Raw genomic sequence first — 26,425 nt, forward strand, 5'->3', positions numbered from 1 at the left:
GTCGCCGCCGCGCCCTACAGCTCGTACACCGCCGTCACCGGCGCGTGGTCGCTCCACCGCTCGTCGTGCGTGGCGGCCCGCTCGACCCACGCCTTGACCGCCTTCGCGGCCAGCCCCGGGGTCGCCACCTGATAGTCGATGCGCCAGCCGGAGTCATTGTCGAAGGCCCGTCCCCGGTAGGACCACCACGAGTAGGGGCCCTCCACATCCGGGTGCAGCCCGCGCACCACGTCGACGTAGGCCGCGCCGTCCCCGGCGAAGACACTCGTCAGCCACTCCCGCTCCTCGGGCAGGAAGCCGGAGTTCTTCTTGTTGCCCTTCCAGTTCTTGAGGTCGGCCTCCTGGTGGGCGATGTTCCAGTCGCCGCAGACCACGACCTCCCGGCCGTCGGCCGCCGCCCGCTTCCTGAGCCCCTGGAGGTACGGCAGGAACTCCGCCATGAACCGCAGCTTCTCGTCCTGCCGCTCCGTGCCGACCTCGCCCGACGGCAGATACAGGCTTGCGACCGTCACACCGGGGAGGTCGATCTCGGCGTACCGCCCGCTGCCGTCGAACTCCGCGCTGCCGAATCCGATCTGCACCCGCTCCGGCTCACGCCGGGAGTACAGCGAGACACCCGCGCGCCCCTTGGCGGCCGCCGGGGCGTGCACGGTGAACCAGCCCTCCGGCTCGCGGACCTCATCGGTCAGCTGCTGGGGCTCGGCCCGTACCTCCTGGAGGCAGATCACATCGGCGTCGGTCCCCGCCAGCCACTCCACGAAGCCCTTCTTGGCGGCGGCGCGCAGCCCGTTCACGTTTACGGTTGTCACAGTGAGCATCAGGGCACTTTACCGGCCTCCGGTCCCTGACCCCTGACCCCTGGCCTCCGGTCCCCGACTCCGATTGCCGCATAGATGTACTATGTAATGCATGAATATACGACCGGTCCGTTACGACCACCCCGACGCGGTCAAGCTCAACGACCAGGTCCAGCTCGAATACGTCGAGCGCTACGGCGACGACGGCGACATCACCCCGCTCGACGCCACGATGTTCGACCCGCCCGCCGGGCTCTACCTCCTGGCGTACGACGAGAACGACAGTCCGGTGGCCACCGGCGGCTGGCGGGACCAGGACGAGGCCGGGGATCAGGGGTACTCGGCGGGAGACGCCGAGCTGAAGCGGATGTACGTGGTCCGCGAGGCGCGCGGGCTGGGTCTGGCCCGCCGGATCCTCGCCGCCCTGGAGGAGAGCGCCCGTGCGGCGGGCCGGACCCGCATGGTGCTGGAGACCGGCAACCGGCAGCCCGAGGCGATAGCGCTGTACACGTCGAGCGGCTACGCGCCCTGCTCGAAGTTCGGCCACTACCGGGAGTACGAGACCAGCCGCTGCTTCGCGAAGCCGCTCACCCCGCCCGCCGGGTGACCCGCGCCCCCGCACAGCGCCGCCGCCGGTAGCTCAGCGCTTCCGGGCGACCCCCACGTAGAACCCGCTCCGCTCCTTCTCCGGCGCGGGCCCGTCCTGGTACCACTCGGTCGCGGTCACCAGCCCCGGCGCGACGAGATCGAGCCCGTCGAAGAACGGCTCGACCTCCTCCCGGGTGCGCATCCGCAGCGAGATGGCGCCCTTGCGGTACGCCGTCCTGGTCTCGTCCTCCAGCTCCGGATGCTGGTCCGCCGTACCGTGCGAGAGGGCCAGACAGCTGCCGGACGGCAGCGCGTCCACCAGGGTGCGGGTGATGCCGTACGGATCCTGGTCGTCGGGCAGGAAGTGCATCAGCGCGATGAGCGACAGGGCGACCGGCCGCTCGAAGTCCAGCAGTTCACGGGCGCGGTCGAGAATCAGCTCCGGCTCGCGCACATCGGCGTGGATGTAGTCGGTGGCACCCTCCGGGCTGCTGATCAGCAGGGCCTCCGCGTGGCGCAGCACGATCGGGTCGTTGTCCGCGTAGACGACCCGGGCGGTGGGCGTGATCGTCTGGACCACCTGGTGCAGGTTGGGCGCGGTCGGGATGCCCGTACCGACGTCGAGGAACTGGTCCACACCGTTCCCCGCCAGCCAGGCCGCCGCACGGTGCATGAAGGCCCGGTTCCGCGCCGCGTTGGCGCGCGCCTCCGGCGGCAGCTTCTCGCCGACCTGCTGATCGACCGGGTAGTTGTCCTTGCCGCCCAGGAGCCAGTCGTAGACGCGCGCCGGGTGGGGTCTGCTGGTGTCGACCAGAGGCCTGTCGGTCAGGGGCGTGTCACTCAGGGGTCTGTCACTGCCGGCGGTCACGGAACGCTCCTCGGATGTTCGAATCGCTGGGCTCACTGGGCCCCCACGGTAGTCGGGGCCGCCCGGCGGCGCGCCCCGTCAGCAGTCGTAGCGGTGGGCGTACGGCATCCCGGGGCAGGCCGTACAGACGAAGAGGTACACACCGCCGAGGCCCCCCATCACCATGTGGTGCCCGATGTCGTCCACGACGGCCGGGTCGGCGTCCGACCGCAGGAACGGCTCGCGGCTGCCGGGCCGGTGCTCGTCGAGCGGCAGCCAGCGCCCGCCCGCCGGTTCCGATGCCGTGATGCTGAGCAGGTGCTCCATCCGCCGGCCGCAGGAACACCGGGGCCAGGCGGGCCGCCGGGTCCAGCACGGGTATCCGGCGACCTTCGTCTGCAGGACGGTGGCCACGTCGTAGTACGAGCAGCCGAGTTCCTCCTCGATCTGGTCGAACCGTCCGCCAAGTTCGGCCGCGAGAGCCGCCGGCAGGTCGGAGTTCGGGTACTCGACCACGCGCGTCGGACTCACCGTGCAGGGACGGGGCGTGAACTCCTCGTCGCACTCGTACGGCAGCGGCCGGTCTGCGAGCACCCCGCCCGTGACGGTCTCCCGCTCGCTGCGCCAGTACAGCTTCGGCCGTACGGTCGCGGGCCCGTCGTCGTGGATCAGTGCGCACCACGTCACCTGGAGCAGGTCCCGGCCCTCGGGAAAGGGCAGTTCGGGCACGTCGCGTGCGTACAGCTGCACGACCGGCACCATCGCCACGGGGTCGGGCCCGACGACCTCGGTCGGGGTGCGCAGCGGCTTCCAGTGCCCGGGATCCGCACAGCGCGGCCACGGCTCGGCGGCCGGCCAGAGCAGGGGACCGCCGACGGAGCTGTCGTGGACGCCCGGTTCACCGCGCCTCGGATACAGCAGCGTGGTCCCCCGGGCGAGCCCGGCCAGCTCCGGCAGCAGCGCTTCCACATCGAAGGGCTGGGTGGCGATGGTGCGGCGCACAGTGCGCTCTCCTCGTGGCTCTCCCGGTGGAGGGCACGTATCAGGGGTCCGGGACTGCCGGGGCCCGTGTCACGGGGCCGGCGACAGCCAGATACCGCTCCGGAAGGATCCGGGCGGCCTCGCCGAGATCGACGTCGTCGATACCGCGAGCCGGCGGCGGGCGACACCGACGACCGGGCCGAGAGCGAGCGACTCTATCAACGCCGTTGGGAGCGGGGCGAGTTCACCGGAGAGAACGCACAGCTGGATCCACTGGGCGAAGGCCGAATCGTGGGCGACTGCGCCTCGGACGTCGGCCGGCTGTGGAGTACGGGCTCGGGCAGTGACGCGAGCCCGTACCCCCCGCCCCTTCGCCCCCGATCACCTGCGGGGTCGCCCGGCGGAGCCGCTCATGCGCCGGCCGTCTCCGGCACCCGGGTGCCGGATGCGCCTGATACACCTGATGCGCCTGATGCGATACCGAAGGCCGGGTCGGGCACCTCCTCGGGACTGATGAGGGTGGACGGGCGGCCGTCGACACCGACCGGGACGTCCCCGTCGATGGTGACGCGGCGGAGCTTGCGCGTGTGCTCGTCGGAGTCGTCGACCCCGTAGTGCTGGGTGGCGCGGTTGTCCCAGATGGCGACGTCACCGGTCTGCCACTGCCAGCGCACGGTGTTCTCCGGACGCTCGATGTGCGACTGGAACAGGTCGACGAGGGCGCGGGAGTCGCGGCCGGTCAGACCGCTGATGCGCTGCACGAAGTTGCCGAGGAGCAGCACGCGTTCGCCGGTCTCGGGGTGGACGCGCACCACCGGGTGCTCGGTGAGGAACTTCGTCGATGTGAACACCTTCTGGTACTGGGCGAGTGCCTCGGGCCGGGCGTCGGGGCGCACGGCCACATAGTCGTAGTCGTTGGAGTGGACCGCGCGCAGTGTGTCGGCGAGGGTGCGCAGCGGCTCGGGAAGCCCGGCGTAGGCCGCCGCGGTGCTGGCCCACAGGGTGTTGCCGCCGTAGGGCGGGATGACGACAGCACGCAGGATCGAGAAGGCCGGGTAGGCGGGGACGAAGGTGACGTCGGTGTGCCACTGGTTGGCCCGGCCGCCGTGGTCGGAGTCGATGCCGAGCGAGTAGCGCCCGTCGGCGGACGGGACGGTGGGGTGTGCGACCGGGGTGCCGAGGAGCCGGCCGAACGCCTCGTGGCTGTCCTCGTCCAGGTGGTCCTGGCCACGGAAGAAGACGACCTTGTTGGCCAGCAGCGCGTCCCGGACAGCGGTGACGGTCACCGGGTCGAGGTCGCCTCCGAGGCGCACCCCGGAGATGACAGCGCCGATACGGCCGCCGAGCTTCTGGACGGTGACCTCATCCGCGCCGGACTTCCCGGCGTGGGGCTTCTCGGTGGCGGGCCTGTCGATGGCGGGCCTGTCGGTGGCGGAGGCGGAAGCAGCGGCGGTGGTTGCCGAGGACATGGCGGGATTCCCTTCGGAAGCCAGGATCGTCCGGTGATTGATCCTTGATTGATCCTGGAGAGGACGTAATAAGGCCGTCGGCGGAGCCGGGGCGGCACAGGGCAGAGAGCCGTACGGGGACTGCGGCGTCGGGAGCGAATCGCGGCCGCCTGACCGTGGAGCCGGCACCTGGGGCCATGAGGCCTGCGGAACTACGGGGCCTACGGGGCGATGGGCCCACGGCCTTGAGGGCCTACGGGGCGACGCGGCCGGGCGTCCGGTCAGACGGCGGTACAGCGACAGCGGTCCGGACACGCCGCCCGCACAGCGGAGCGGGCGGCGTGGGCGGGCCACGCGTCGGGAACGGCCGTCGCGAACATGACCCGGAGATTTCCAGCGCCCTTCCGTCCGCGTCAATGGCCCTCCGCCTGCCGGACGGTGCGCGGGAGCGGTTGAACCGGCGTCTGCGCGGGGCCTGCGGCAGCACCGCCATCGCACCGTGAAATCGCCTCTGAGCAGCGGCTTTTCACCAGGCCGGGCGAGGTGCGCGCGCCGTCGCGAACCGGGTCCCCAGCGGCGGGGCGAATTCATGCCGCCGTAACGTTGCGACCGCAGGGCCGTGGAAACGACGAAATCCCGGCCGGACGGAAACCGTCTGACCGGGATTTCATGAACCGCTCCGGGACGAACCCGGAGACGGTCCTTGCGGTGGACCTGTGGGGATTTGAACCCCAGACCCCCTCGATGCGAACGAGGTGCGCTACCAGACTGCGCCACAGGCCCTTGCAACGAGTGAAACTTTAGCACCCCGGCCGGGGTGCTCGGAAATCCGCTCCCCCGCTGGTCACGGAGGCCGGTCCCGGCCGGTCACTCATTGGCCGCGCGCGGCCGGTCCTCGTCCTCGTACTGGTCGAAGAGCGGCGTGCGCCCGCGCTCGCGGGGGCGCCGGGCCGCCGGGTTCTTCCGGTCCTCGGCGGGGGCGGGGTCCGGGGTCTCGTCGGACGCCGGCTCGGGCACGCTGGACGAGCGGGCCGAGCTCCAGGTGTCAGGGGCGCCGAGGTCGATACTGCCCGGCGCGCGGGGTGCGACCGGGGCGGTGACGTACGTCGGCAGCGGCACCGGGACGGGCTCCCAGCTGTCGCCCCGGCCCCGGCCGCGCTCACGCTGCTGGTCGACCCACTCCGCGTGGTCCGTCTGCTCGACCAGGGCGCGGCGGCCGGCCTCCTGCGCGGAGACGGCCGGGGCGGGCTCGGGCTCGGGGTGGCGCGCGTCGGTGTCGGCGCGCTGCTCGGCCGCACCCGCGCCGGGGCGGCGGGGGCGGTTCTCGCGCAGCCGCTGTGCGGCAGCCTCGGCCCTGCGCCGGTCCATCGTGAAGGCGAAGCGGCGCCGCTCCTGGGTCCGCAGGTACACGATGTACGTGCTCAGCAGCACGGCGGGCGCGGCGGGCGCCCAGAGGAGCCCCAGGCCGCCGACCGCGGCGACGATCGCGCCGAGGGTGAACGCCATGAAGAGCAGCACGGTGGTGCGTCTGCGGCGCGCGAGTACCTTCAGGCGCCGGGCGCGCTCGGCGGCCGGGCCGTCGGCGGGCCCGGCACGGCGCGCCTTCGGAGCGGGCCGCTCCTGGTGGGCCACGGGCACGTCCGGGCCCTCCGAGGACATGGCGAAAGACCGGACGTCGACGGAACTCGGGGAATCCGTCGCACTGTCCGGCACCGCATCGTCGGGAACACCCTCACCGGCTGCGCGCTCCTGAAGCTCCCTGGCGTACCGGCGCTCCATTCCCGCCCGTCCGGACAGCAGCCGGATGGCGGTGCTGAAGCGTTCCGTCGGACGGGCCTCGTTCAGCTCGTCCTGCCTGCGGAGCCACATCGGCACCAAGTAGGCGGCCCAGGCCCCGACGATGACTGCGTAGATGAGGCCACTGCTGCTCACCCTCACACCGTAGAGGGGTCCGCATGGGGCCATCTGCCAATTGGCCCGGTGTGTCGCACGATCCGGCTGATATCTCGAACTTTTTTTGTGATTGTTCGGATCAACAGTCTCCGAATGTGGGCGTGTTCACTACGGATGATGCCCGATTGGGCGCCAATTTCGAACACTTATTTTATTTACGGGGTCTTCTGACAAGCTGCCAGGAACACTCCCGGGCAGCTTGCGAACAGACTCACGGCCGCTTCGGTGTCGTCCCCGGACGCGCCCGGCGCCACCTGTTGAGCAGCCCGTCAGGGACTTCTTCGGCGGTCAGCGCGAAGACCAGATGGTCACGCCAGCCCCCGTCGATGTGCAGATAACGCGGCCGCAGCCCCTCCTCGCGGAATCCGAGTTTCTCCACGACCCGCCGGCTCGGTTCGTTCTCCGGGCGAATGCAGACCTCCATGCGGTGCATCCCGACGGTACGGAAACAGTGGTCGACGGCGAGCGCCACCGCGGTCGGCATGACACCCCGCCCGGCGACCTCCCGGTCGACCCAGTAACCGACATGGCCCGAGCACATCGAGCCCCAGGTGATCCCGGCCACGGTCAGCTGCCCGACGAGCCGCCCCTGGTACTCGATCACGAACGGCAGCATCCGCCCGGCGTGCGCCTCCGAGCGCAGATGGCGGACCATCTGCCGGTAGGTGGGGCGCTGCGCGACCGGGCCGCCCGGTGCGGGCGGCGGAACGGTCGCCTCCCAGGGGCGCAGCCAGTCGCGGTTGCGCCGGTTCACCTCGCGCCAGACCTTCTGGTCCCGCAGTTTTATGGGGCGCAGGGCGACGGGGCCTTCTGCCAGTTCCACGGGCCACGGTGAGAGGTTCAGCTCATGCTCCCGGCGGGTCTGGGGTGGTCGCCGCCCCGGATCTGGTCCACGGCGTGCACCAGCAGCCGTCCGAGTACGGCGAGTCCGTCGCGGACCCCGCCGGTGGAGCCGGGGAGGTTGACGACGAGGGTCGTGCCGGCCAGCCCGGCGACGCCCCGTGAGAGTGCGGCGGCCGGGACCTTGGCCAGGCCTTCGGCACGGATCGCCTCCGCGATGCCCGGGATCTCGCGGTCGAGGACGCGCAGGGTCGCGTCGGGGGTGCGGTCGGTGGGCGAGATGCCCGTACCGCCGGTGGTGACGATGACGTCGTACGCCGCCGCCACCCCGGCGCGCAGCGCCTGCTCGACCGGGTCTCCGTCCGGGACGACCTGCGGTCCTTCGACCGTGAAGCCGAGTCCGGTGAGCGCCCCGGCGATGAGCGGGCCGCCCCGGTCCGCGTAGACGCCGGCCGACGCGCGGTTCGACGCTGTCACCACGAGTGCGGTGTACGCCCGTGCCGTGGGCGGGGTGGTCGGGGTACTCATGCTCCGGTCCCCTCCGGGTCCGGGCGGCGGTACGTGCCGGACTTGCCGCCCGTCTTCTCCTCGACCCGGACGTCGGTGATGACCGCGCCCTTGTCGACCGCCTTCACCATGTCGATCACGGTGAGCGCGGCGACCGTGACGGCCGTCAGCGCCTCCATCTCGACGCCGGTCCTGTCGGTGGTCTTCACCGTGGCGAGGATCTCGACCGCGTCGTCGGCGACGGTCAGGCCGAGCTTCACCCCGGAGACCGCGAGCGGGTGGCACAGCGGGATCAGATCGGGGGTGCGCTTGGCTCCCATGATGCCCGCGATCCGGGCGGTGGCCAGGGCGTCTCCCTTGGGGACTCCCTCGCCCCTGAGCAGTTCCACGACGCGCGGCGAGACGAGAACCCGACCGCTCGCGCGTGCGGTGCGTGCGGTGACGTCCTTCTCCGAGACGTCGACCATGCGGGCCGCACCCACCTCATCGATGTGCGTGAGCCCTTGCTGCTTACTCATTGCTGTGGTGCTCCCGGTCTGGCCTGTGTGGTCAGACACGGTACCGCCACGGCGCCGCCCTCACCCCAGGAGGACCACTTCGAGCTCCGTGCCGGACTCGGCCACGACGGTCTCCTCGGGGATGACGAGCAGGCAGTCGGCGTGAGCGAGAGCCGCGATCAGATGCGAGCCGGAACCCCCGACGGTGGCGACGGTTCCCTTCTCCGCGTCGTACCGGCCGCGCAGGAACTGGCGCCGTCCGGCGGGCGAGCTGATCGCCTTGCCGGTCTCCAGGGTGGCGCGCACCGTCGGACGACTGACGTTCTTCATGCCCATCAGGGCGCGGATCGCGGGGCGCACGAACAACTCGAACGAGACATAGCTGGAGACCGGGTTGCCGGGGAGGGCGAGCAGCGGGGTGTGGTCGGGGCCGATCGAGCCGAAGCCCTGGGGCTTGCCCGGCTGCATCGCCAGCTTGCGGAAGTCGATACCGCTGCCGTGCTCGTCCTCGTCGCCGACGGACGACAGCGCCTCCTTCACCACGTCGTACGCGCCGACGCTGACGCCACCGGTGGTGACCAGGAGGTCGGCCCTGACCAGCTGGTCCTCGATGGTGGCGCGCAGCGCGTCGGCGTCGTCGGTGACCGCTCCGACGCGGTACGAGATGGCGCCCGCGTCCCGGGCCGCCGCGGCCAGGGCGAAGCTGTTGGAGTCGTAGATCTGCCCCTCGGCGAGCACCTCGCCCGGCTGGGTCAGCTCGCTGCCGGTCGACATCACGACGACGCGCGGACGCGGGCGTACCCGCACGGAGCCCCGGCCGATCGCGGCGAGCAGCCCGATCTGCGGCGGGCCGAGCACCGTGCCCGCTTCGAGCGCGAGGTCGCCGGAGCGGACGTCGCTGCCGCACTCGCGGACGTGCTCGCCCGGCCCGGCCTGGCGGTACACCCGGACTTCGCCGCTCGCGCCCTCGGGTGCGCCGCTCGCGGCCCGCATGGTGGTGGCCGCTCCCCCGCCGGTGCCGCCGTCGGTCCACTCGACCGGAACGACGGCCTGTGCGCCGGGCGGCAGCGGCGCGCCCGTCATGATGCGGGCGGCCTCGCCCGGCCCCACCGTGGGCAGTTCGGCCATCCCGGCCGCCACGTCCCCGATGACCGTGAGGACAGCGGGGAACTCCTCGCTCGCACCCTCGACATCGACCGTACGGACCGCGTACCCGTCCATCGAGCTGTTGTCGAAGGGCGGCAGCGAGATCTCGACCGTGACGTCCTCGAAGAGGACGCAGCCCTGCGCGTCCGGCAGTTGCAGCTCGATCGGTTCGAGGGGGCGGACGGCCGCGAGGATGTCGTCCAGATGCTCGTCCACCGACCAGATCGGGGTGTTGCTCACGTGCTACATCTCCTCGGTGACATAACGGCGAAGCCAGGCCTTGAAGTCCGGGCCCAGGTCCTCACGTTCGCACGCGAGTCTGACAATGGCACGCAGATAGTCGCCCCGGTCGCCGGTGTCATAGCGGCGCCCCTTGAAGACGACACCGTGGACCGGGCCGCCCGCCTTCTCGTCGTGGGCGAGCTGCTGGAGGGCGTCGGTGAGCTGGATCTCGTTGCCGCGGCCGGGCTCGGTCTTGCGCAGTATGTCGAAGACCGCGGGGTCCAGGACGTAACGGCCGATGATCGCGAGGTTGCTGGGGGCGTCGGCCACCGCGGGCTTCTCCACCAGGTCGGTGACCTTGACCACGTCCGACTCTCCGGTCGGCTCGACGGCCGCGCAGCCGTACAGGTGGATCTGGGCCGGCTCGACCTCCATGAGGGCGACCACACTGCCGCCCTCGCGCTCCTGGATCTCCACCATGCGTGCCAGCAGCGGGTCGCGCGGGTCGATCAGGTCGTCGCCGAGGAGGACCGCGAAGGGCTGGTCACCGACGTGCGGGGCCGCGCACAGGACGGCGTGGCCCAGTCCCCTGGGGTCGCCCTGGCGTACGTAGTGCATGGTCGCGAGGTCGCTGGACTCCTGGACCCTGGCCAGCTTCTCGGCGTCGCCCTTGCGGGTGAGCGCCGACTCCAGCTCGTAGTTGCGGTCGAAGTGGTCCTCCAGCGGACGCTTGTTCCGACCGGTGATCATGAGTACGTCGGAGAGACCGGCCGAGACGGCCTCCTCGACGACGTACTGGATGGCTGGTTTGTCCACCACGGGCAGCATCTCTTTGGGAGTGGCCTTGGTGGCCGGCAGGAACCGGGTGCCGAGGCCCGCTGCCGGAATGACAGCCTTGCTGATCCTGGGTGGCAACTGAGTCATACGTAGCACCATATCCGCTGACTTCGAGGCGGAAGATGATGCTCCGGTTAATAGATCCTCATACCCGAGGTTACGAGAGGATTGCGAACTTCCCATGGTGCCCGCAAACTTCGACAAAGCGTCCCTGCGGCAGCAACTCCTGGCCGCGCGAGCCCTCCTGTCCACTGAGGACGTGCAATCGGCCGCCGCGGTTCTCGCCGGGCACGCCGTCGCGCTCCCGGAGCTGGCGCGGGCGCGCACGGTCGCGGCGTATGTCTCGGTCGGCCGCGAGCCGGGCACCCGCCCGCTCCTGGACGCGCTGCGCGCCCGCGGGGTCCGGGTGCTGCTTCCGGTGCTGCTGCCCGACAACGACCTCGACTGGGGCGCGTACGAGGGCGCGGACTCGCTGGTGCCCGCCGGGCGCGGGCTCCGTGAGCCGGACGGCGCACGGCTCGGCGTGGACGCGGTGCTCGACGCGGACGCCGTTCTGCTGCCAGGGCTGGCCGTCGACGGACGGGGGATGCGGCTGGGGCGCGGCGGCGGCAGCTACGACCGGGTCCTCGCCCGGCTCGCACGGGCGGACGCGCACCCCGCCCTGGTGGTGCTGCTGTACGGCGACGAGGTGGTCGCACGGGTCCCTGAGGAACCGCACGACCACCCCGTACAGGCAGTGGTGACCCCGGAAGGAGTCCGCCGCTTCGGCGCATGAACCGGAGGCTCCGGCAAGCGCCGGCGCGCAGCTGTCCCTGCGCGACCGGCGCCTCACGTCACAGCCGGCGCGCCCGCGTCACGGCTTGAGCACCAGGGTGTCGACCGTGCTCCTGTCCACGGCGGCCTTGCTGAACGACCAGCCGAGCAGATCGCCGTTGGCCCACTTGCCTTCCTGGTCGGTGTAGTGCGCGCTGTACGCGTGCCCCGACTCCCCGGTCAGGTTGATCCACTGCGACCTGTCGAGGTCCTTGAGGTTCACGACCATCCGCATCGAGGGGACCCAGACGACGCCGTACCCGCCGGCCGCGTTCCAGCCGGTGGCGTCGACCGCTGCCTCGCCGCCGCCCAGGTTGAACGGGCCGCGGTTGAGCAGCCACTTGAGGATGCCGGGGCCGTCGGTGCCGAGCGTCTGGTTGGTGAGCATCAGCTGGTGCAGCCGGCCCCAGTTCCAGGTGTCGACGTCCTTGCCGAGCTTGGCGGTCAGCTCCCAGCGGGCGTCCTTCATGGCCCGCCCGAGCAGCTCGTCACGGTTGTGGGTGGGCTTGTCCAGACGGGTCTTCGGCGTCTTCCACCAGTCGCTGTCCGGCTTGTCGAGCAGCTTGCGCACGACCTCGAACCAGCGGTCGCCGCCGTCCGGCTGCGCCGAGTCGGCCGAGCGCTCGCCGCACTCCCGTACCAGCTTGTCCTGTTTGTCGGCAGGACCCGAAGCGCTGTCGGCGGGCGGCACATTGAGGCACTGACCCTCGACCCGCAGCTCCTTGGGCAGCTTGTTGCCGAAGGCGAGCTTGAGGATGTTGCGCCAGACCGCGTTGAAGTACGCGGCCGCCGCCGAGTCCGACTCCTGGGTGTAGTCCCAGCCTTCGAGGAGCTTCTGCGCCTGGCGGACGTACGGGTCCTTGATGTTCAGCTTCAGCAGCATCGGGGTCAGCAGCTTGGCGATCTCGCTGCTGTTGTCCAGCTGCATCTTCTGCATGTCCTCGGTCGAGATCTTCCCGCCGTCCCTGGTCTTCGACTCGATGAGGTCGGTGATCCGCCGGCTGCGGGTGCCGTAGCCCCAGTCCTCGGTGATCAGGTACGGATACTTCTTCGGGTCGATCACGGCCTGGTTGGCGGTGACGATGTAGCCGCGCTTCGGGTTGTACTCGTAGGGCAGCTGATCGAAGGGGATCGTGCCCTTCCAGGCGTACTTGGGGTCCCAGCCCGGAGCGGGCATCGTGCCGTCGTCGCCCTTGGAGCGGATCGGGATGGAGCCGGGCGCCTGGTAGCCGATGTTGCCCTTGGTGTCGGCGTAGATCAGGTTCTGCGAGGGGACGTCGAAGTTCTTGGCGGCGGCCCGGAACCCGGACCAGTCCTTGGCCTTGTCCAGGTCGAAGACCGCGTCCATGGAATTGCCCGGCTGGAGCGCGGTCCACTTGAGGGCCACCGCGTAGCCGTCGCCGCGGTCCGGTGCCGCCGAGGTCACGGGCGCCTTCTGGCCGACCTTCGCCAGTTCGGTGTCCCGGTCGGAGACCAGCGGGCCGTTGTTCGTCTCCCGTACGACGATCTGCCGCGACTTCCCGCCGGCGACCTTGATCGTCTCCTGGCGGGTCGTGAAGGGCTTCTCCTCGCCGTCGTACAGATAGCCGTTGTCGGTGACCTTCTCCAGGTAGAGGTCGGTGACATCGGCGCCGAGGTTGGTGAAGCCCCAGGAGATGTCCTGGTTGTGCCCGATGACCACGCCCGGCATGCCGGAGAAGGTGTAGCCCGCGACGTCGTAGTGGCAGCTGCTGGAGATGGTCCGGCAGTGCAGGCCCATCTGGTACCAGAGGGACGGCAGTTGCGGCGCCAGGTGCGGGTCGTTGGCCAGCAGCGGTTTGCCGGTGGTCGTCAGGTCCCCGGAGACCACCCAGGAGTTGGAGCCGATGCCGCTGCCGCTCGGGCCGAGCAGCGTCGGGATCTTGTCCAGGGTGTCCGAGAGCGAGGAGAGCTGCGACTGCATGCCCTGGACCGCGCCGGTCGCGGTGTCCGAACCACCCACGGTGCCGCCCGGGTTCGCGTCCTGGTCGAACTTCCCGGTGACCGGGTCGATGCCGCCCTGCTGCACGATCGGCTTGTTCCGGCTGTACGGGTAGGACGGGTACAGGTCACTGATCTGCTGGGCGCTCAGCCGCGAGGTCATCAGCGAACGGTCGATCTCGTCCTGCATGTTGCCGCGCAGGTCCCAGGCCATCGCCTTGAGCCAGGCCACCGAGTCGACGGGCGTCCACGCTTCGGGCTTGTAGTCGTTGGTGAGGTTCAGGGCCGCGTACTCGACGGAGATCTGCTTGCCGTCCTTGCCCTTCAGATACGCGTTGACCCCGGCCGAGTACGCCTGGAGGTTCTTCTTCGTCTCCGGCGACAGCTTGGTGTCGTACTCCTTCTGCGCGACCCGGTGCCAGCCGAGCGTGCGCAGGAAGGAGTCGGTCTTGACCTGGCTCGATCCGAACATCTCGGAGAGCCGGCCGGATGTCATGTGGCGCCGGACGTCCATCTCGTAGAAACGGTCCTGGGCCTGGACGTAGCCCTGCGCGCGGAAGAGGTCGGCGTCGGTGTCCGCGTAGATCTGCGGTACGCCGTAGCTGTCCCGCTTGACGTCGACGTTGCCCGAGAGGCCGGGGACCTTGATCTCACCGGTCGTCTGCGGAAGGGACGCCCGCACGGTGCTCACGCCCCAGTACGACCCGTACCCGATGCCCGCAACGAGCGCCAGCACCACGACGATCACGATCAGCCTGGCGCGACGCCCTTTCTTCTTACGGGATTTCGTGCCGGATTTCGTGCCGGAAGGGACGGCTGTGGTGGTGGCGGCGGGCATCGCTGTCCTTCGAGGGGCAGGGTGGTCTGTAGGTCCGACGGAGCGCTGGAGCAACCATAGGCGCAGCGCCTGTGCGTTACGGACGCGGTATCCCCAGCGGCATCGCACAAGTAAGCGAAGCGTCAAGGAAGCGTCAAGGATTAGGTAGGGTAACGAAGTACTTGCAGCGTACGAGGGAAGGAACGGCCACTGACTGTCCACCATCTCAACGAGCTCCTGCTGATCTGCTCACTCGTCCTGCTGATCGCCGTGGCCGCCGTGCGCATCTCGTCGCGCAGCGGCCTCCCCAGCCTGCTGCTGTATCTCGGCATCGGGATGGCGATAGGCCAGGACGGCATCTTCAACGTCAAGTTCGACAACGTCGAGATGACCCAGGTGATCGGCTACGCCGCGCTGGTCGTGATCCTGACCGAGGGCGGCCTGGGCACCAAGTGGAAAGAGATCAAACCGGTCCTGCCGATGGCCGTCGTGCTGTCGACGGCCGGCGTCGCGGTGAGCGTGGGGATCACCGCCGCCGGCGCGCACTACCTGGTCGGTCTCGAATGGCGCCAGGCCCTGATCATCGGCGCCGTGGTGTCGTCCACCGACGCCGCCGCCGTCTTCTCCGTTCTGCGCAAGGTGCCCCTGCCGGCCCGGATCACGGGTGTACTGGAGGCCGAGTCCGGCTTCAACGACGCCCCGGTGGTGATCCTGGTCATCGCGTTCTCGACGGCCGGTCCTGTCGACCACTGGTACGTACTGATCGGCAAGATCGCCCTGGAGCTGGCGATCGGCGCCTCGATCGGCCTCGCCGTCGGCTGGCTCGGATCGTGGGGGCTGCGCCATGTCGCGCTGCCCGCCTCCGGCCTCTACCCGATCGCCGTGATGGCCATCGCGATCACGGCGTACGCGGCCGGCGCCATCGCGCACGGCAGTGGCTTCCTCGCCGTCTACCTCGCCGCGATGCTGCTCGGCAACGCCAAGCTGCCGCACTGGCCGGCCACCCGCGGGTTCGCCGAGGGTCTCGGCTGGATCGCCCAGATCGGCATGTTCGTCCTGCTCGGACTGCTGGTGAGCCCCCACGAGCTGGGCAGCGACTTCTGGCCCGCGGTGATCGTGGGCCTGGTCCTGACGATGGTGGCGCGGCCGGTCTCCGTACTGCTGAGCCTGGCACCGTTCCGGGTGCCCTGGCAGGAGCAGACCCTGATGTCGTGGGCCGGGCTGCGCGGAGCCGTCCCCATCATCCTGGCGACCATCCCGATGGTGTCCGGCATCGACGGCAGCTCCCGGGTCTTCAACATCGTCTTCGTGCTCGTCGTCGTCTACACACTGGTGCAGGGGCCGACGCTCCCCTGGCTGGCCAGGAAGCTCAGCCTCGGCGACGGCGCCGACGCCGCGGCGGACCTGGGCATCGAATCGGCGCCCCTGGAGCGGCTGCGCGGGCATCTGCTGTCGGTGGCGATCCCGGAGAAGTCCCGGATGCACGGCGTCGAGGTCGGCGAGCTGCGGCTGCCCAAGGGCGCCGCCGTCACCCTGGTCGTCCGGGACGGCACGAGCTTCGTACCGCAGCCCTCGACGGTGCTGCGGCGCGGGGACGAACTGCTCGTGGTGGCGACCAATCCGGTGCGCGACGCCGCCGAAGCACGGCTGCGGGCGATCGGCCAGGGAGGCAAGCTGGCGGGATGGCTCGCGAGTAGCGGTACCATGAACCGATCGGCTTGACCCGATTGACTTGATTGACCTGATCGACCAACTCTGCCTGATGCAGAGCTGGCGCGACCGTATGGCGGTCGAGGCACCCCCCGTCGCGGTGCGTGCGCGGTATCCGCGCAGGAGTTCCGCACGACGAAACGGCCCGGCCTACCGCAGTTCCGCGCAAGAGGACAGCTCTCGGCAGCTCCCGTACGCATGCCTTCGTATGCCTGTACACCAAGGGGAGTGCTACCAGGCGGCAGAAAGGCTAGGCCGTGGTGTCCACGGTCTCCGAGACCCGTCCGGGGTACGGGCAGTTGTTGCGCACACCTGGCGCATGGACGTTCCTGCTGCCCGGTTTCGCCGCGCGGCAGCCCTTCGCGATGCTGACCATCGGCATCGTGCTGCTGGTGCAGCACACGACGGGCTCGTACGGAAACGCAGGCATCGTCGCCGCTGTGACGGGTGTCTCCATGGCGCTGTTCGCGCCGCAGAGCGGCAAGCTCGCCGACCGGCTCGGGCAGCGCGCCGTGCTGTTCCCCGGTGTCCTCGTGCACGCCGCTTCAGTGATCACCCTGACGGTGCTCGCGATGGCGGGCGCGCCGCTGTGGGCGCTGTTCATCGCCGCTGTGCCGACCGGTGCGTCGGTACCGCAGGTCGGCCCGATGGTCCGGGCCCGCTGGGCCGCGAAACTGGAGGGCTCGCCCCTCATGTCGACGGCCGCCGCCTTCGAATCGGTGACGGACGAGTTCACCTTCGTCATCGGCCCGGTGCTGACGACCGCACTGTGCACCGGGATCCACCCGGCGGCCGGGCTGATCACCGAGGCCGCGCTGACCCTGATCGGCGGCCTCGTCTTCGCGGCGCAGCGCCGGACCCAGCCGTCCGTCCGGGTACGTGACAACAGCCACACCTCCGAGCGGCACATCTCCGCGCTGTCGGTGCCGGGCGTACGGGTGCTCGCCGTGGCGTTCCTCGGGATCGGCGCGGTGTTCGGCGGTATGCAGGTCTCACTGACCGCGTTCGCCGAGGAGATCGGCCGGCCCGGTGTGAACGGCGTGCTGTACGGGGTCTTCGCCGCCGGCAACATGCTCGCGGGCATCGTCTGCGGGGCCATCGCCTGGAAGATCGCGCCGAAGTCCCGGCTGCTGGTCGCGTACACCGCGCTGGCCGTCACCGCGTCCGGGCTCTGGGCGATGCACACGGTGCCGCTCGTAGCGGGACTCGGACTGCTGGTCGGACTCTGCATCGCACCCGCGCTGATCAGCGGATACACCCTGGTGGACACCCTGGTGCCGGCTTCGGCGCGCACCGAGGCCTTCACCTGGCTGACCGGTTCGGTGGCACTGGGACAGGCCGCGGCCGTATCGGTGGCGGGCGAGCTGACCGACTCGTTCAGCTCCAGCGCCGGATTCCTGGTGCCGATGGGCGGGACCGTACTGGCACTGCTCACCCTGCTGGCGCTGCGGTCGCGGCTGACACCCCGCGACGCGGGACCTGGCACGGAACAGGGCACGGAGAAGGACACCGAGCAGGGCACGGAACAGGGCTCGGAAGCGGGCCCGGAATACGACACCGCGCGGGGCGCAGGCCGTGGCATCAAGCGTGGCGCAGGGCGTGGGATGGGTCACCGAGTGCCGGTCTCAGTGGACTGATCCAGCGGAATACGTCACTATAGAACGTCGTTAGCACTCACTGAGTGAGAGTGCCAGGAGGAGCAAGTGCCGACCTATCAGTACCAGTGCACCGAATGCAGCCAGGGCCTTGAGGCGGTGCAGAAGTTCACCGATGACGCCCTGACCGTATGCCCGAGCTGCGATGGACGCCTGAAGAAGGTGTTCTCGGCGGTCGGCATTGTCTTCAAGGGTTCGGGTTTCTACCGGAACGACAGCCGCGGCTCCTCGTCGAGCAGCACGGCGGCGTCTTCCAAGCCCGCCGGTTCGTCGTCGTCCTCGTCGGACTCGTCTTCGGGTTCGTCCGGCTCTTCGAGCTCGTCCGGCTCCTCGGGCTCCGACGCGAAGGCCGGTGCCTCGAAGTCCGGCGGCTCGGCATCGTCGGCGTCCTCGTCGAGCAGCTCCTCCAGCGGCAGCTCCGCCGCCTGATACCGGTTTCCCGGAACCCTGCCGTCGTCCGACGGTGGGGTTTCCGGCATGTCCGGAGTGGCCCGGGCCCGTCCGGAACCCCGGATAGTGTGACCGGCATGGTGAATGTGGCGAACTCGGCAGACCAGGCAACCGCGGGAGACACCGCGGCCCCCACGGCGGACATCGGGGTCATCGGCGGCTCCGGCTTCTACTCCTTCCTGGAGGACGTGACCGAGGTCGCGGTGGACACCCCGTACGGGAAGCCGAGCGACTCCCTCTTCCTCGGTGAGATCGCCGGGCGCCGGGTGGCGTTCCTCCCCCGGCACGGGCGCGGCCACCATCTGCCCCCGCACCTCATCAACTACCGGGCGAACCTCTGGGCGTTGCGGTCCGTGGGCGTACGGCAGGTGCTCGGCCCGTGCGCGGTGGGCGGGCTGCGGCCGGAGTACGGGCCGGGGACGCTGCTCGTACCGGACCAGATGGTGGACCGTACGAAGGCACGCACGCAGACGTACTACGACGGTCAGGCGCTGCCGGACGGCAGCATCCCGAACGTGGTGCACGTGTCGCTGGCCGACCCGTACTGCTCCGCCGGCCGCAAGGCCGCCCTCGCGGCGGCGCGCGGGCAGGAGTGGGAGCCGGTGGACGGCGGGACTCTGGTCATCATCGAGGGGCCGCGGTTCTCGACCAGGGCCGAGTCGCGCTGGCATGCGGCGATGGGCTGGTCCGTGGTGGGCATGACCGGGCACCCCGAGGCGGTCCTCGCCCGTGAACTGGGGCTCTGCTACACGTCGATGACGCTGGTCACGGACCTGGACGCGGGGGCCGAGGCAGGGGAGGGCGTCTCCCACGACGAGGTGCTGAGGGTCTTCGCCGCCAATGTGGACCGGCTGCGCACGGTGCTCTTCGACGCGGTGGCCGGGCTGCCTGCGGAGCAGTCGAAGGCGTGCCACTGTGCGCGTGCGCTGGACGGGGTCGACCCGGGGATCACGCTGCCCTGAAGGGTGGGGCCGGCTGAGGGGAATGGCCCTGAGTGCGTGGGCGCCGAGTGCGTGGGCGCCGAGTGGTGAGGACGGCGGGCATCCGAGGAGATGCCCGCCGAGGCTGCGCGGCGCCGGGCCGGCCGGCCCGGCGCCCGCAACCGCTCGGATCAGGGCGGTGCGGTGACTGCGCCGCCGAGGTGCCGGGCGAAGAACCGGACCGCGCTGTCTGCCTCGAACCTGGGCAGCTCCTTGTGCTTGCCCGAGTTCACGTGCAACGACTTCTCCTTCGAGGCGAAGGCGTCGAACAGCGCGAGACCTTCCTCGCGCGAGATGTGCTCGTCATCCCACTGCAGGTCGAACTCGATCGGGACGGTGATCCGCTTCGCCTTCTCGGCAAGGACATCGGGCCAGTGCTGGCCGAATACCGCGGCTGTGATCCTGGGTTCGACCGCCACCAGCGGTACGCCGATCGCGGTGCCCATGTTGATGCCCCAGAAACCGACGGGACCGCCGGCGCCGATCTCCGGGAGTTCCTGGAGGGCATCCAGGGTCGCCCGGTACTCGGGTACGGCGAGCTGAGCCAGGTGGTCGTTGTAGCGCACGACGATCGGGCCTTCCGGCTCGCCCGCCGCCCTGGCCCGGAACAGCTCGGCGACTTCTTCCTCGTCGTGCGCCGTGCGGGGCCGGTCGCCGTGACCGGGCGCGTCGATGACGGCGACGTGGAAGCCGCAGCCGGTCACCACGCGCTGGGCGCGGCCGGACATCGCGGGATGCTTCTTGTGGTTGCCGCCGCCGTGGGCCATCAGGATCAGGGGCGCGGGCTCGGCGGGGGCGGAGGCCGGCGACCAGAGGACGCCGGGGACGCCGGGGACTCCGGGGACGGTGAAGTCGCGTTCGAGCAGGCCGTTCCGTGACGACTCGGCGGTGAACTGTAGAGATCGCATAAGTGTTGCCTTTCGGGAGTGCCTTGTTGTCGTGGCGCTCCCGGCGACACCTGCGTCAATCGCCTGACCGTGACGGGAGGGGGAGCACCCACGTGGATACGGCGTTCATGGGTCTCACCTCCTCGGGACGGTGTCTCGGTCCGACGATGTCGCGTCGGGCCGGTGTCGCGGTCGACTGAAAGCTAGCAGCCCGATCGCGGTTCAACCCACCCCTTTTTTTCCGCCCTTTCCCGCTCCTTTCCGCCCCTTCCCGCCAGGGGTATGAGCGCGGGGCAACGGGTCGGCGGGGCAACGGGTTGTCCACAACTCGCGAGTAATCCACAGCTCTCAGCAGGATGTCGCGGAACGCCGGATCGTGGGAGGAGTTCGCCACGGACTCCTCTGACCAGGCGGTGGTTGCCATGATCCCCATGCCCGTACCTGTCGTATCCGCGCCCGAGCCGCGCGGAGTGCCGCAGTTCGCCCCGCTGCGGGTGCGCCCGGGACGGCACCGTATCCGGCGGGCTCTGGGTCGATGGCACCGGACGGTGGTGGCGGGGCTGGTTCTCGCGGCTGCTGCCCTGGCCGCCTGGGCACCTCGCGACGTCGGGGGCGGGGAGCCGTCTATTGCCGTCCGGGCGGAGCCCCGGGCCGACGCTGCGGACGGGCGGGGCCGTGCGCCGGGCGCCCCTGCGGCCTCGGACCGCGCAACTCCGGTGTCGGCTCCGGTGTCCGCGCCGGTACGGATTGCCGACGCGGCGACCGTACGGCTGCTGGCCCCCGGCGACCACGTCGATGTCATCGCGATCGGTGCTGCCTCGGCCGGTGATGCCACAGCCGACGGCGCTTCGGCGGGGTCAGGTCCGCCGGGAAGCGCCCGAGCGGCGCGGGTGGTCGCGACGGGGGTACGGGTGGCCGACGTGCCGGATGCGGGCGCCTCGGACGACGCCTCCCCCGACGCCGGAGCGCTCGTCGTGCTCACTGTGCCCCGCTCGACGGCGACCGCGCTGGCAGGCGCCGGAGCCACGTCCAAACTGGCGGTGACCCTGTGCTGAACGCTGTGCTGAATCCAGTGCTGAAGCCTGCGCCGGCTGTGCTGAACCGTGAGCCGAACAGCACGGATGCCCAGTCATATCCCCTGCGGGAGTGGGGTAATTGGACAGCTTCGTGGTGGCGCAGCGCCTCAGGTGGCGGAGCGGAGCGTTCCGCTTCCGGTGCGCCCAGGGGCGGGTCAGATGTGGTGCGGCGGCTTCTCGTCGAGGAAGCGGGCCAGATCCGACGCACTGCTCCCGCCGGACGGCCGGTCGCCCCAGCCGTGGTCCGTGTCGTCCGGGGACTGCTGGTCGAGCGGATCGTCGAAGACCAGCTTGGACACCGGTTTGGACACCGGCGTGGGCGTGGGCTTCGGCCCGGACTCCGGTGGCGTCGCGCCGGAGGGGGCCGCGGGGTCGCGGTCCTCGTCGTCACGGGGGCCGGGGCCGGAAGCGGGGGCAGTGCTCATACGGCAAGGGTACGGCGCCCGGCTGCCGTACGGCTCCGCCTGCCCCCACCAGGGCCTGTGCCAGGTGTGGCCCGTCGCCCGCCCTGCCCCTCACCGGTCCTTCGGGTCGAGGCGCCAGAGCCCGAGTACCACCAGAAACGACAGACAGAGGAAACCGGCGCCCCACCATGCGGTGCCCGTGTTTCCCTCCATCCACTCGTTGACGGTGATCGTGAGCGCCCAGAGCTGGCCGATCACGACCGTCATCGCCAGGACGAGCCGGGCGGTCAGCTTGGAGGAGCGTTCAGACTCCTGTTCGCTCCCCGCGCCGGGGCCGGGGCCGGTGTGCCGGATCCGCGGGTCGCCGTACCCGCTGGTGGCGCGGATCTGCGGATACCGTTCGGCGAGCAGCCGGTTGAGACGGGGCTCAACACTGCCCGGCCGGTACTCGGGGCGGGGTGGCACGGGCTGCGGTGGTTCGGACCGCGATGGTTCAGGCTGCGGTGGTTCGGGCTGCGGTGGCTGGTCGCTCATGTCTGCTCCCCTCTCTCGCGTGTCGCCCCCGTCGCACCGGGACAACCGATCCGCGCGGTCGACTCCGGCTCCGAGTCCTTGAACTACCGGCACACCGCGTGCTTGATGTCCTCACCGGAGCGGGCGGTGGCAAGAGCCCAGGCACTGCCGTCATCTCTCTCCACGAGGAGCACCAGGGGCAGTCCCCGAGGGGGCGGACCGGCGGTGACCTCACCGGTCCGGGCGTCGAAGGCACCCTCGTGGCAGGGGCAGTAGAGCTCCCCCTCGGCACCGCGGTCCTTGCGCCACAGAACGGCGCAGGCGAGGTGCGTGCAGACGGCGGAGTAGCCGGCGAGGGTGCCGTCCGCGAGACGTACGGCCACGGCACGGTCCTCGTCGCCGGGAAAGCGGAAGGCAACGGACTCACCGGGCAGCAACCGGTCGGTGACCTTCCTGGGGGTGGGGGCGGTCTCGCTGTCGCCGTGCCGCTTCAGCACTCCCCCGGCGACACCGAGGCCGCCGACGGCGAGGCCCCCGGAGACGGTGGTGACGATCCGCAGATAGTCGCGGCGCGTGGTGGAGGAAGACGCTGGCGACGGCGTACGGCAGCAGGGCCGAGTCGAAGTCTCGCAGGAAGCGGCTGCCCAGCACGATGGCCACGATGAGCAGGAGCGAGACCACGGTGCCCGCGGCCGTCGCCCGTACGGAGACGGCGTGTCCGGAGATCATGTTTTTCCGGAGGCCTCGCGTACGGGGACCGGTCGTACGGGGTCGGAGCGCGGCGGCGTGGCGGGGCGGAAGGCTGCTCGGTCACTGCGCCACCGTAGTCGGTGATGTCCTTTTTGTGCCTTTTTCGTGTCGCAGGTGGGTGAGGCATTTCCGTCAGATGCCGACCCGGCCATTACGGGGGGGGCGAAGGGACAACGCAATGACAGCAGGGGCAAGGGCAACGGGGCAGGGGCAACGGCGGGCAGAACAAGGGACGTCACCTCACACATCACAGGCAGCAGTGGTCCCATGGGGGCATGACCGCAGCAGACACCCCGTCAGAGCGCCCTGCTGACGCGACCCGCACAGCCGGCTCGCACAACCCGGCCCCGCACGGCACACCCGCACACCCGCCCGCGAACTCAAGCTCCGCCCCTGGGCCTGCACCCGCCCCTGGGCCTGGCTCGGACTCCGACTCGGACTCCGACTCGGGCTCCGGCTCGGACTCGCTCACCGATGTGGACGGCCTCCGGGTCGGACACGCACGGGTCGCCGGGGAGCGTGCGCTGAGTGGCACCACGGTCGTCCTGGCTCCGCCGGGCGGGGCGGTCGCCGCAGTGGATGTACGCGGCGGCGGCCCCGGCACCCGGGAGACGGACGCCCTCGATCCACGGAACCTGGTGCAGCGCGTGGACGCCGTCGTCCTGACGGGCGGCAGCGCGTACGGGCTGGACTCCGCATCCGGCGTGATGGCCTGGCTGGAGGGGCAGGGCCGCGGCTTCCAGGTCGGGCCCGACCCCGCCCAGGTCGTCCCGGTCGTACCCGCCGCGTGCGTCTTCGATCTGGGCCGCGGCGGCGACTGGCGGGCCAGGCCGGACGCGTCGACCGGACGCGCGGCCGTGGAAGCCGCGGCGGACACGGCACCGGGCACACCGGTCGAACAGGGCAGCGTCGGCGCCGGTACGGGTGCGGTGGCCGGCGGACTCAAGGGTGGCGTCGGCTCGGCGAGCATCACGCTTGCGTCGGGCGTCACCGTGGGCGCCCTCGCCGTGGTCAACTCGGTGGGCTCGCCGGTCGATCCGCTGACGGGCGTGCTCTACGGCGAGTACGGTCAGGGGCGGCCCGAATACCCCACCGCCGCCGTTCACGAGGAGGCGCAGCGGCAGCTGGCTCTGGCGCGCGAGCGCAATGCGCGCCCCCCGCTGAACACCACGATCGCCGTCGTGGCCACCGACGCCGAACTCACCCGCGCCCAGGCGCAGAAGCTGGCCGGCACGGCGCACGACGGCCTCGCGCGTGCCGTGCGGCCCGTCCACCTCCTGCACGACGGCGATACCGTCTTCGCACTTGCCACCGGCACAGGGCACCGCCCCGACCTGGGTGTCCTCAACGAAGTACTGGCCGCGGGCGCCGACGCACTGAGCCGGGCCGTGGTGCGCGCCGTCCGGGCAGCGGAATCGGTGGACGGCCCCGGCGGATGGTTCCCGGCCCACCGCGATCTGTACGGGACGGGGGCGGGAACCGATCCGAACTGACACAGCATCTACTGACTTACCGGACAAGTGAGTTGGCGGGGCGCCCGGGAACTTTCCGCACGCCCCCTTCGTTTTGCCGAACGAAGGCCACGTTGTCAGACCCAGGGACTACGTTGAGTTCCGACCCCATGACTTGCCGCGACGGCCTGGAGAGACCTTGAGCCATTCGCATGAGACGACCGAGGAGCACCTCGCGCGACTCCTCGGCCGCGCACTGAACGCTTTCGAGCTGCCCGACGCCACCGTCGAGCGGCTCGGCTTCGCGCTGGCGCACAGCACAGCGCTGCACTCCTCGCACCACAGCTCGGGCGCCGGGCTGCACCGCGAGACGTACCGGCACACGTTCCTCCTCTCCGACGGCACCGATCTGGCGCTGTGGGAGCTGGTGTACGAGACGGGTACGGGTGAGGGCCCGAAGTACGAGCTGTATCCGGGCGAGGCGGAGGCCAGACTCGCCGTGACCCGGATCCGCGGGGCGGACGCCGCCGCGATGTTCCCCGACGACGACCCGGAGGACGATCTCGGGATCCTCACGGCGCTCCAGTCGGCGCCGCCGCCCGCGGTGGCCAGGACGTATGCGGCCGACCGGTCGGCCGACCACGCCCGCCGGGTGCTGCGCCGCGCGGAGAACCCGGACTGCCCCGGTGAGGACGTCGCCCGGCTGCTGCGTTCGGCGTTCGCCCACCAGATCAGCCAGGCCCTCGGCAGCCAGTGCCGGTTCGAGAGCGTCGGCCCAGCGGCCTTCACCCTCTACGAGCACGCTTTTCTGCTGCTCGACGGCCGGGAGATCAGCCTCTGGGAGGTCGAGCACACGGCGACGCCTGACGGACGCCATATGTGCGAGGTGTACGCGTCACAGAGCGAGGCCCGCGCGGCGATGGAGCTCCGCGCCCGCGTGCGCTGAGCCCCGCCGAACTCCGCCGAGCCCCGCACCACGGCGGCTCCGCAGGCCCCAGCACTGTAAGCCGAGCACCGCAACCCCCAGCACCGCAGGCCCCGACACCGTAAGCCCAGCTCGGTGAGCCCCAGCACCGTGAGCCCCAGCCCTTCGGCGTCCCCGGGTGCCCGGGTGTCCGGCCCCTCGCTCAGCATCCCCGCTCACCCAGTCGTCGGCCGGCCCCCTGCTCCCGCCGCACGGCCCAGTCGGGCCCCCAGCTCCGCCAGGTAGTCCACCAGCTCGGGCGGGTGGTGCACGGTGAACTCCGCGTCCACCACCGCGAGCCGCAGCCCCAGCCACTCCAGCGAGTCCGCCACCGGCGCCCTGAGCCGGCAGCGCCGTTCGTCCAGCACTTCGGGCGCGCCCATCCCGTTGGGCAGCCGGGCCGCCACGTACTGGGCCGGGGCCTCGAAAGTGACGTCGAGATCCACCGAGAGCTGGCGCCGTGAAAGGGACTGGCTGACGAACTCCGCCGCGTCACCCACCGGCAGCTCACGCGGGACGAACCGCGCCCCGGTCGCGAACGGCCGGCTCACCCGGTCGACCCGGAACGTACGCCAGTCCTCGCGGTCGATGTCGTACGCCACCAGGTACCAGCGGCGCCCGGTGGAGACCAGCCGGTACGGCTCGACCAGCCGCTTCGTCTCCGTACCGTTCCCCGCGCGGTAGCCGAAGCGCAGCCGCTCGGGCCCAGTGGCCGCGCCCGCGATCACCGTCAGCGTGCCCGGGTCGACCGTCGCGCCGTCGCCGCTGGTCAGCGGGATCGTCGCGGCCTGGAGGGTGGCGACCCGGTGGCGCAGCCTGGACGGCAGCACCTGTTCCAGCTTGGCCAGGGCCCGTACGGAGGCCTCCTCGATACCCTCGACCGCGTGCCCGGCCCCGGCGCGCAGCCCGACCGCGATGGCCACCGCCTCTTCGTCGTCGAGGACCAGCGGAGGCATGGCCTTGCCCGCCACCAGCCGGTAGCCGCCCTCGGCCCCCATCGTGGCCTGGACCGGATAGCCGAGGTCGCGCAGCCGGTCGATGTCGCGCCGGACCGTGCGCCTGCTGACGTCGAGGCGCTCGGCGAGTTCACCGCCGGGCCATTCGCGCGGAGTCTGGAGCAGCGAGAGAAGGTGCAGCAGCCGTACCGGAGTGTCCGTCATGGCAGTCAGGATGCCCGGGAACTGGGACACAGGTTGACCTATATGCCGCCTAACTTCCCCGCATGACCTCAACACCCCAGCCCACCGCGCAGGATGCACCGGTTGCAGAGGATGCGCCGGACGTACGGCACCCGCAGACGGCGCAGGCCGCGCACGCCACACAGGCCGGGCAA

23 protein-coding genes, 1 tRNA gene and 3 pseudogenes are annotated in these 26,425 nt (G+C 70.8%); 9 read left to right on the forward strand and 18 right to left on the reverse strand.

Going from position 1 to position 26,425, the window contains the following annotated elements; translation table 11 throughout:
• Positions 1-14 precede the first annotated feature (14 nt).
• Positions 15-818 carry an exodeoxyribonuclease III gene (locus OHB13_RS14525; protein WP_266856059.1) on the reverse strand — a complete coding sequence of 268 codons (804 nt, stop codon included), beginning with the start codon at positions 816-818 and terminating at the stop codon, positions 15-17.
• A gap of 91 nt (positions 819-909) precedes the next feature.
• Between OHB13_RS14525 and OHB13_RS14530 the strand changes: the two genes are divergently transcribed.
• Positions 910-1,404: a GNAT family N-acetyltransferase gene (locus OHB13_RS14530; RefSeq protein ID WP_328377381.1), complete on the forward strand. Its 495-nt coding sequence runs from the start codon at positions 910-912 to the stop codon at positions 1,402-1,404.
• A 33-nt stretch (positions 1,405-1,437) separates the two neighbouring features.
• Here the strand turns inward: OHB13_RS14530 and OHB13_RS14535 are convergent, their stop codons facing one another.
• From OHB13_RS14535 to galU, 10 genes are all read right to left on the reverse strand, one after another.
• On the reverse strand, positions 1,438-2,253 hold the full coding sequence (locus OHB13_RS14535) for an SAM-dependent methyltransferase (RefSeq protein ID WP_401602506.1): 816 nt from the start codon (positions 2,251-2,253) through the stop codon (positions 1,438-1,440).
• Positions 2,254-2,331: 78 nt separating this feature from the next.
• Positions 2,332-3,234 (reverse strand): hypothetical protein, encoded by a 903-nt coding sequence (locus OHB13_RS14540; protein WP_266856055.1) that lies wholly within the window; start codon positions 3,232-3,234, stop codon positions 2,332-2,334.
• Positions 3,235-3,623: 389 nt separating this feature from the next.
• On the reverse strand, positions 3,624-4,682 hold the full coding sequence (locus OHB13_RS14550; protein WP_328377382.1) for a TauD/TfdA dioxygenase family protein: 1,059 nt from the start codon (positions 4,680-4,682) through the stop codon (positions 3,624-3,626).
• 688 nt (positions 4,683-5,370) lie between these two features.
• Positions 5,371-5,444, reverse strand: a tRNA-Ala gene (locus tag OHB13_RS14555).
• An 84-nt stretch (positions 5,445-5,528) separates the two neighbouring features.
• Positions 5,529-6,593 carry a divisome protein SepX/GlpR gene (gene sepX / locus OHB13_RS14560; RefSeq protein WP_328377383.1) on the reverse strand — a complete coding sequence of 355 codons (1,065 nt, stop codon included), beginning with the start codon at positions 6,591-6,593 and terminating at the stop codon, positions 5,529-5,531.
• Between the two features lie 232 nt (positions 6,594-6,825).
• Positions 6,826-7,437 carry a GNAT family N-acetyltransferase gene (locus tag OHB13_RS14565; protein WP_266856049.1) on the reverse strand — a complete coding sequence of 204 codons (612 nt, stop codon included), beginning with the start codon at positions 7,435-7,437 and terminating at the stop codon, positions 6,826-6,828.
• Between the two features lie 17 nt (positions 7,438-7,454).
• A complete protein-coding gene (locus tag OHB13_RS14570) occupies positions 7,455-7,982 on the reverse strand; it encodes a MogA/MoaB family molybdenum cofactor biosynthesis protein (RefSeq protein ID WP_328377384.1) in 528 nt (175 codons plus the stop codon).
• A complete protein-coding gene (moaC, locus tag OHB13_RS14575) occupies positions 7,979-8,479 on the reverse strand; it encodes a cyclic pyranopterin monophosphate synthase MoaC (protein ID WP_266856045.1) in 501 nt (166 codons plus the stop codon). The genes OHB13_RS14570 and moaC overlap by 4 nt, the downstream gene beginning before the upstream one ends.
• A gap of 60 nt (positions 8,480-8,539) precedes the next feature.
• A complete protein-coding gene (glp, locus tag OHB13_RS14580; RefSeq protein ID WP_328377385.1) occupies positions 8,540-9,844 on the reverse strand; it encodes a molybdotransferase-like divisome protein Glp in 1,305 nt (434 codons plus the stop codon).
• Positions 9,845-9,847: 3 nt separating this feature from the next.
• Positions 9,848-10,750, reverse strand: coding sequence for a UTP--glucose-1-phosphate uridylyltransferase GalU (gene galU, locus OHB13_RS14585; RefSeq protein WP_266856041.1), 903 nt, complete (start codon positions 10,748-10,750; stop codon positions 9,848-9,850).
• A gap of 94 nt (positions 10,751-10,844) precedes the next feature.
• Here galU and OHB13_RS14590 point away from each other — a divergent pair, with 94 nt between their 5' ends.
• Complete coding sequence (locus OHB13_RS14590; protein ID WP_328377386.1) at positions 10,845-11,438, forward strand: 5-formyltetrahydrofolate cyclo-ligase; 594 nt, start codon at positions 10,845-10,847, stop codon at positions 11,436-11,438.
• Between the two features lie 78 nt (positions 11,439-11,516).
• Here OHB13_RS14590 and OHB13_RS14595 read toward each other — a convergent pair whose 3' ends face one another.
• A complete protein-coding gene (locus OHB13_RS14595; protein ID WP_328377387.1) occupies positions 11,517-14,273 on the reverse strand; it encodes a penicillin acylase family protein in 2,757 nt (918 codons plus the stop codon).
• A gap of 189 nt (positions 14,274-14,462) precedes the next feature.
• Between OHB13_RS14595 and OHB13_RS14600 the strand changes: the two genes are divergently transcribed.
• The 4 genes and pseudogenes from OHB13_RS14600 to OHB13_RS14615 all read left to right on the forward strand — a co-directional run bounded on the left by OHB13_RS14600 (position 14,463) and on the right by OHB13_RS14615 (position 19,029).
• The gene (locus OHB13_RS14600; protein WP_266861003.1) at positions 14,463-15,974 is read left to right on the forward strand and encodes a potassium/proton antiporter; all 1,512 of its coding nucleotides are present in this window, start codon (positions 14,463-14,465) and stop codon (positions 15,972-15,974) included.
• Between the two features lie 245 nt (positions 15,975-16,219).
• Positions 16,220-17,440, forward strand: a pseudogene (locus OHB13_RS14605) (MFS transporter); the annotation flags it as partial.
• 225 nt (positions 17,441-17,665) lie between these two features.
• Positions 17,666-18,046, forward strand: a complete 381-nt coding sequence (locus OHB13_RS14610; protein ID WP_266856036.1) for an FmdB family zinc ribbon protein — start codon at positions 17,666-17,668, stop codon at positions 18,044-18,046.
• Between the two features lie 98 nt (positions 18,047-18,144).
• The gene (locus tag OHB13_RS14615; RefSeq protein ID WP_266856034.1) at positions 18,145-19,029 is read left to right on the forward strand and encodes an S-methyl-5'-thioadenosine phosphorylase; all 885 of its coding nucleotides are present in this window, start codon (positions 18,145-18,147) and stop codon (positions 19,027-19,029) included.
• 149 nt (positions 19,030-19,178) lie between these two features.
• Here the strand turns inward: OHB13_RS14615 and OHB13_RS14620 are convergent, their stop codons facing one another.
• A complete protein-coding gene (locus OHB13_RS14620) occupies positions 19,179-19,955 on the reverse strand; it encodes an alpha/beta hydrolase (RefSeq protein WP_328377388.1) in 777 nt (258 codons plus the stop codon).
• 410 nt (positions 19,956-20,365) lie between these two features.
• Between OHB13_RS14620 and OHB13_RS14625 the strand changes: the two genes are divergently transcribed.
• On the forward strand, positions 20,366-20,989 hold the full coding sequence (locus tag OHB13_RS14625) for an RcpC/CpaB family pilus assembly protein (protein ID WP_328377389.1): 624 nt from the start codon (positions 20,366-20,368) through the stop codon (positions 20,987-20,989).
• A 176-nt stretch (positions 20,990-21,165) separates the two neighbouring features.
• On the opposite strand, the gene OHB13_RS14630 is transcribed toward OHB13_RS14625, so the two are convergent.
• From OHB13_RS14630 to OHB13_RS14645, 4 genes and pseudogenes are all read right to left on the reverse strand, one after another.
• Entirely contained in the window at positions 21,166-21,435 is a 270-nt protein-coding gene (locus OHB13_RS14630) for a hypothetical protein (protein ID WP_328377390.1), read from the reverse strand.
• 90 nt (positions 21,436-21,525) lie between these two features.
• Entirely contained in the window at positions 21,526-21,948 is a 423-nt protein-coding gene (locus OHB13_RS14635; RefSeq protein ID WP_328377391.1) for a DUF6755 family protein, read from the reverse strand.
• Positions 21,945-22,517: pseudogene (locus OHB13_RS14640) on the reverse strand (ubiquinol-cytochrome c reductase iron-sulfur subunit); the annotation flags it as partial. The pseudogene OHB13_RS14640 and the gene OHB13_RS14635, both read right to left, overlap by 4 nt.
• A pseudogene (locus OHB13_RS14645) lies at positions 22,507-22,656 on the reverse strand (MFS transporter); the annotation flags it as partial. The pseudogenes OHB13_RS14640 and OHB13_RS14645, both read right to left, overlap by 11 nt.
• A 296-nt stretch (positions 22,657-22,952) precedes the next feature.
• Between OHB13_RS14645 and OHB13_RS14650 the strand changes: the two are divergent.
• Together OHB13_RS14650 and OHB13_RS14655 are read left to right on the forward strand one after the other, a co-directional pair.
• Positions 22,953-24,170: a P1 family peptidase gene (locus OHB13_RS14650; protein WP_328377392.1), complete on the forward strand. Its 1,218-nt coding sequence runs from the start codon at positions 22,953-22,955 to the stop codon at positions 24,168-24,170.
• Between the two features lie 157 nt (positions 24,171-24,327).
• Positions 24,328-25,074, forward strand: coding sequence for a DUF6227 family protein (locus OHB13_RS14655; RefSeq protein ID WP_266856024.1), 747 nt, complete (start codon positions 24,328-24,330; stop codon positions 25,072-25,074).
• 194 nt (positions 25,075-25,268) lie between these two features.
• On the opposite strand, the gene OHB13_RS14660 is transcribed toward OHB13_RS14655, so the two are convergent.
• The gene (locus OHB13_RS14660) at positions 25,269-26,252 is read right to left on the reverse strand and encodes a helix-turn-helix transcriptional regulator (protein ID WP_266856022.1); all 984 of its coding nucleotides are present in this window, start codon (positions 26,250-26,252) and stop codon (positions 25,269-25,271) included.
• Between the last annotated feature and the right edge of the window lie 173 nt (positions 26,253-26,425).

The sequence above is a fragment of the Streptomyces sp. NBC_00440 genome, from assembly GCF_036014215.1.
Taxonomy (GTDB): Bacteria; Actinomycetota; Actinomycetes; order Streptomycetales; family Streptomycetaceae; genus Streptomyces.

Excerpts from the sequence above, each read along its gene's own strand:
- OHB13_RS14635 (WP_328377391.1), bottom strand. The coding sequence starts at position 21,948 with ATGAGCGACCAGCCACCGCAGCCCGAACCACCGCAGCCTGAACCATCG.
- OHB13_RS14630 (WP_328377390.1), bottom strand. The coding sequence starts at position 21,435 with ATGAGCACTGCCCCCGCTTCCGGCCCCGGCCCCCGTGACGACGAGGAC.
- OHB13_RS14650 (WP_328377392.1), top strand. The coding sequence starts at position 22,953 with ATGACCGCAGCAGACACCCCGTCAGAGCGCCCTGCTGACGCGACCCGC.
- OHB13_RS14660 (WP_266856022.1), bottom strand. The coding sequence starts at position 26,252 with ATGACGGACACTCCGGTACGGCTGCTGCACCTTCTCTCGCTGCTCCAG.
- galU (WP_266856041.1), bottom strand. The coding sequence starts at position 10,750 with ATGACTCAGTTGCCACCCAGGATCAGCAAGGCTGTCATTCCGGCAGCG.
- OHB13_RS14620 (WP_328377388.1), bottom strand. The coding sequence starts at position 19,955 with ATGCGATCTCTACAGTTCACCGCCGAGTCGTCACGGAACGGCCTGCTC.
- OHB13_RS14530 (WP_328377381.1), top strand. The coding sequence starts at position 910 with ATGAATATACGACCGGTCCGTTACGACCACCCCGACGCGGTCAAGCTC.
- OHB13_RS14550 (WP_328377382.1), bottom strand. The coding sequence starts at position 4,682 with ATGTCCTCGGCAACCACCGCCGCTGCTTCCGCCTCCGCCACCGACAGG.
- OHB13_RS14590 (WP_328377386.1), top strand. The coding sequence starts at position 10,845 with ATGGTGCCCGCAAACTTCGACAAAGCGTCCCTGCGGCAGCAACTCCTG.
- OHB13_RS14525 (WP_266856059.1), bottom strand. The coding sequence starts at position 818 with ATGCTCACTGTGACAACCGTAAACGTGAACGGGCTGCGCGCCGCCGCC.
- moaC (WP_266856045.1), bottom strand. The coding sequence starts at position 8,479 with ATGAGTAAGCAGCAAGGGCTCACGCACATCGATGAGGTGGGTGCGGCC.
- OHB13_RS14625 (WP_328377389.1), top strand. The coding sequence starts at position 20,366 with ATGCCCGTACCTGTCGTATCCGCGCCCGAGCCGCGCGGAGTGCCGCAG.
- OHB13_RS14615 (WP_266856034.1), top strand. The coding sequence starts at position 18,145 with ATGGTGAATGTGGCGAACTCGGCAGACCAGGCAACCGCGGGAGACACC.
- OHB13_RS14595 (WP_328377387.1), bottom strand. The coding sequence starts at position 14,273 with ATGCCCGCCGCCACCACCACAGCCGTCCCTTCCGGCACGAAATCCGGC.
- OHB13_RS14570 (WP_328377384.1), bottom strand. The coding sequence starts at position 7,982 with ATGAGTACCCCGACCACCCCGCCCACGGCACGGGCGTACACCGCACTC.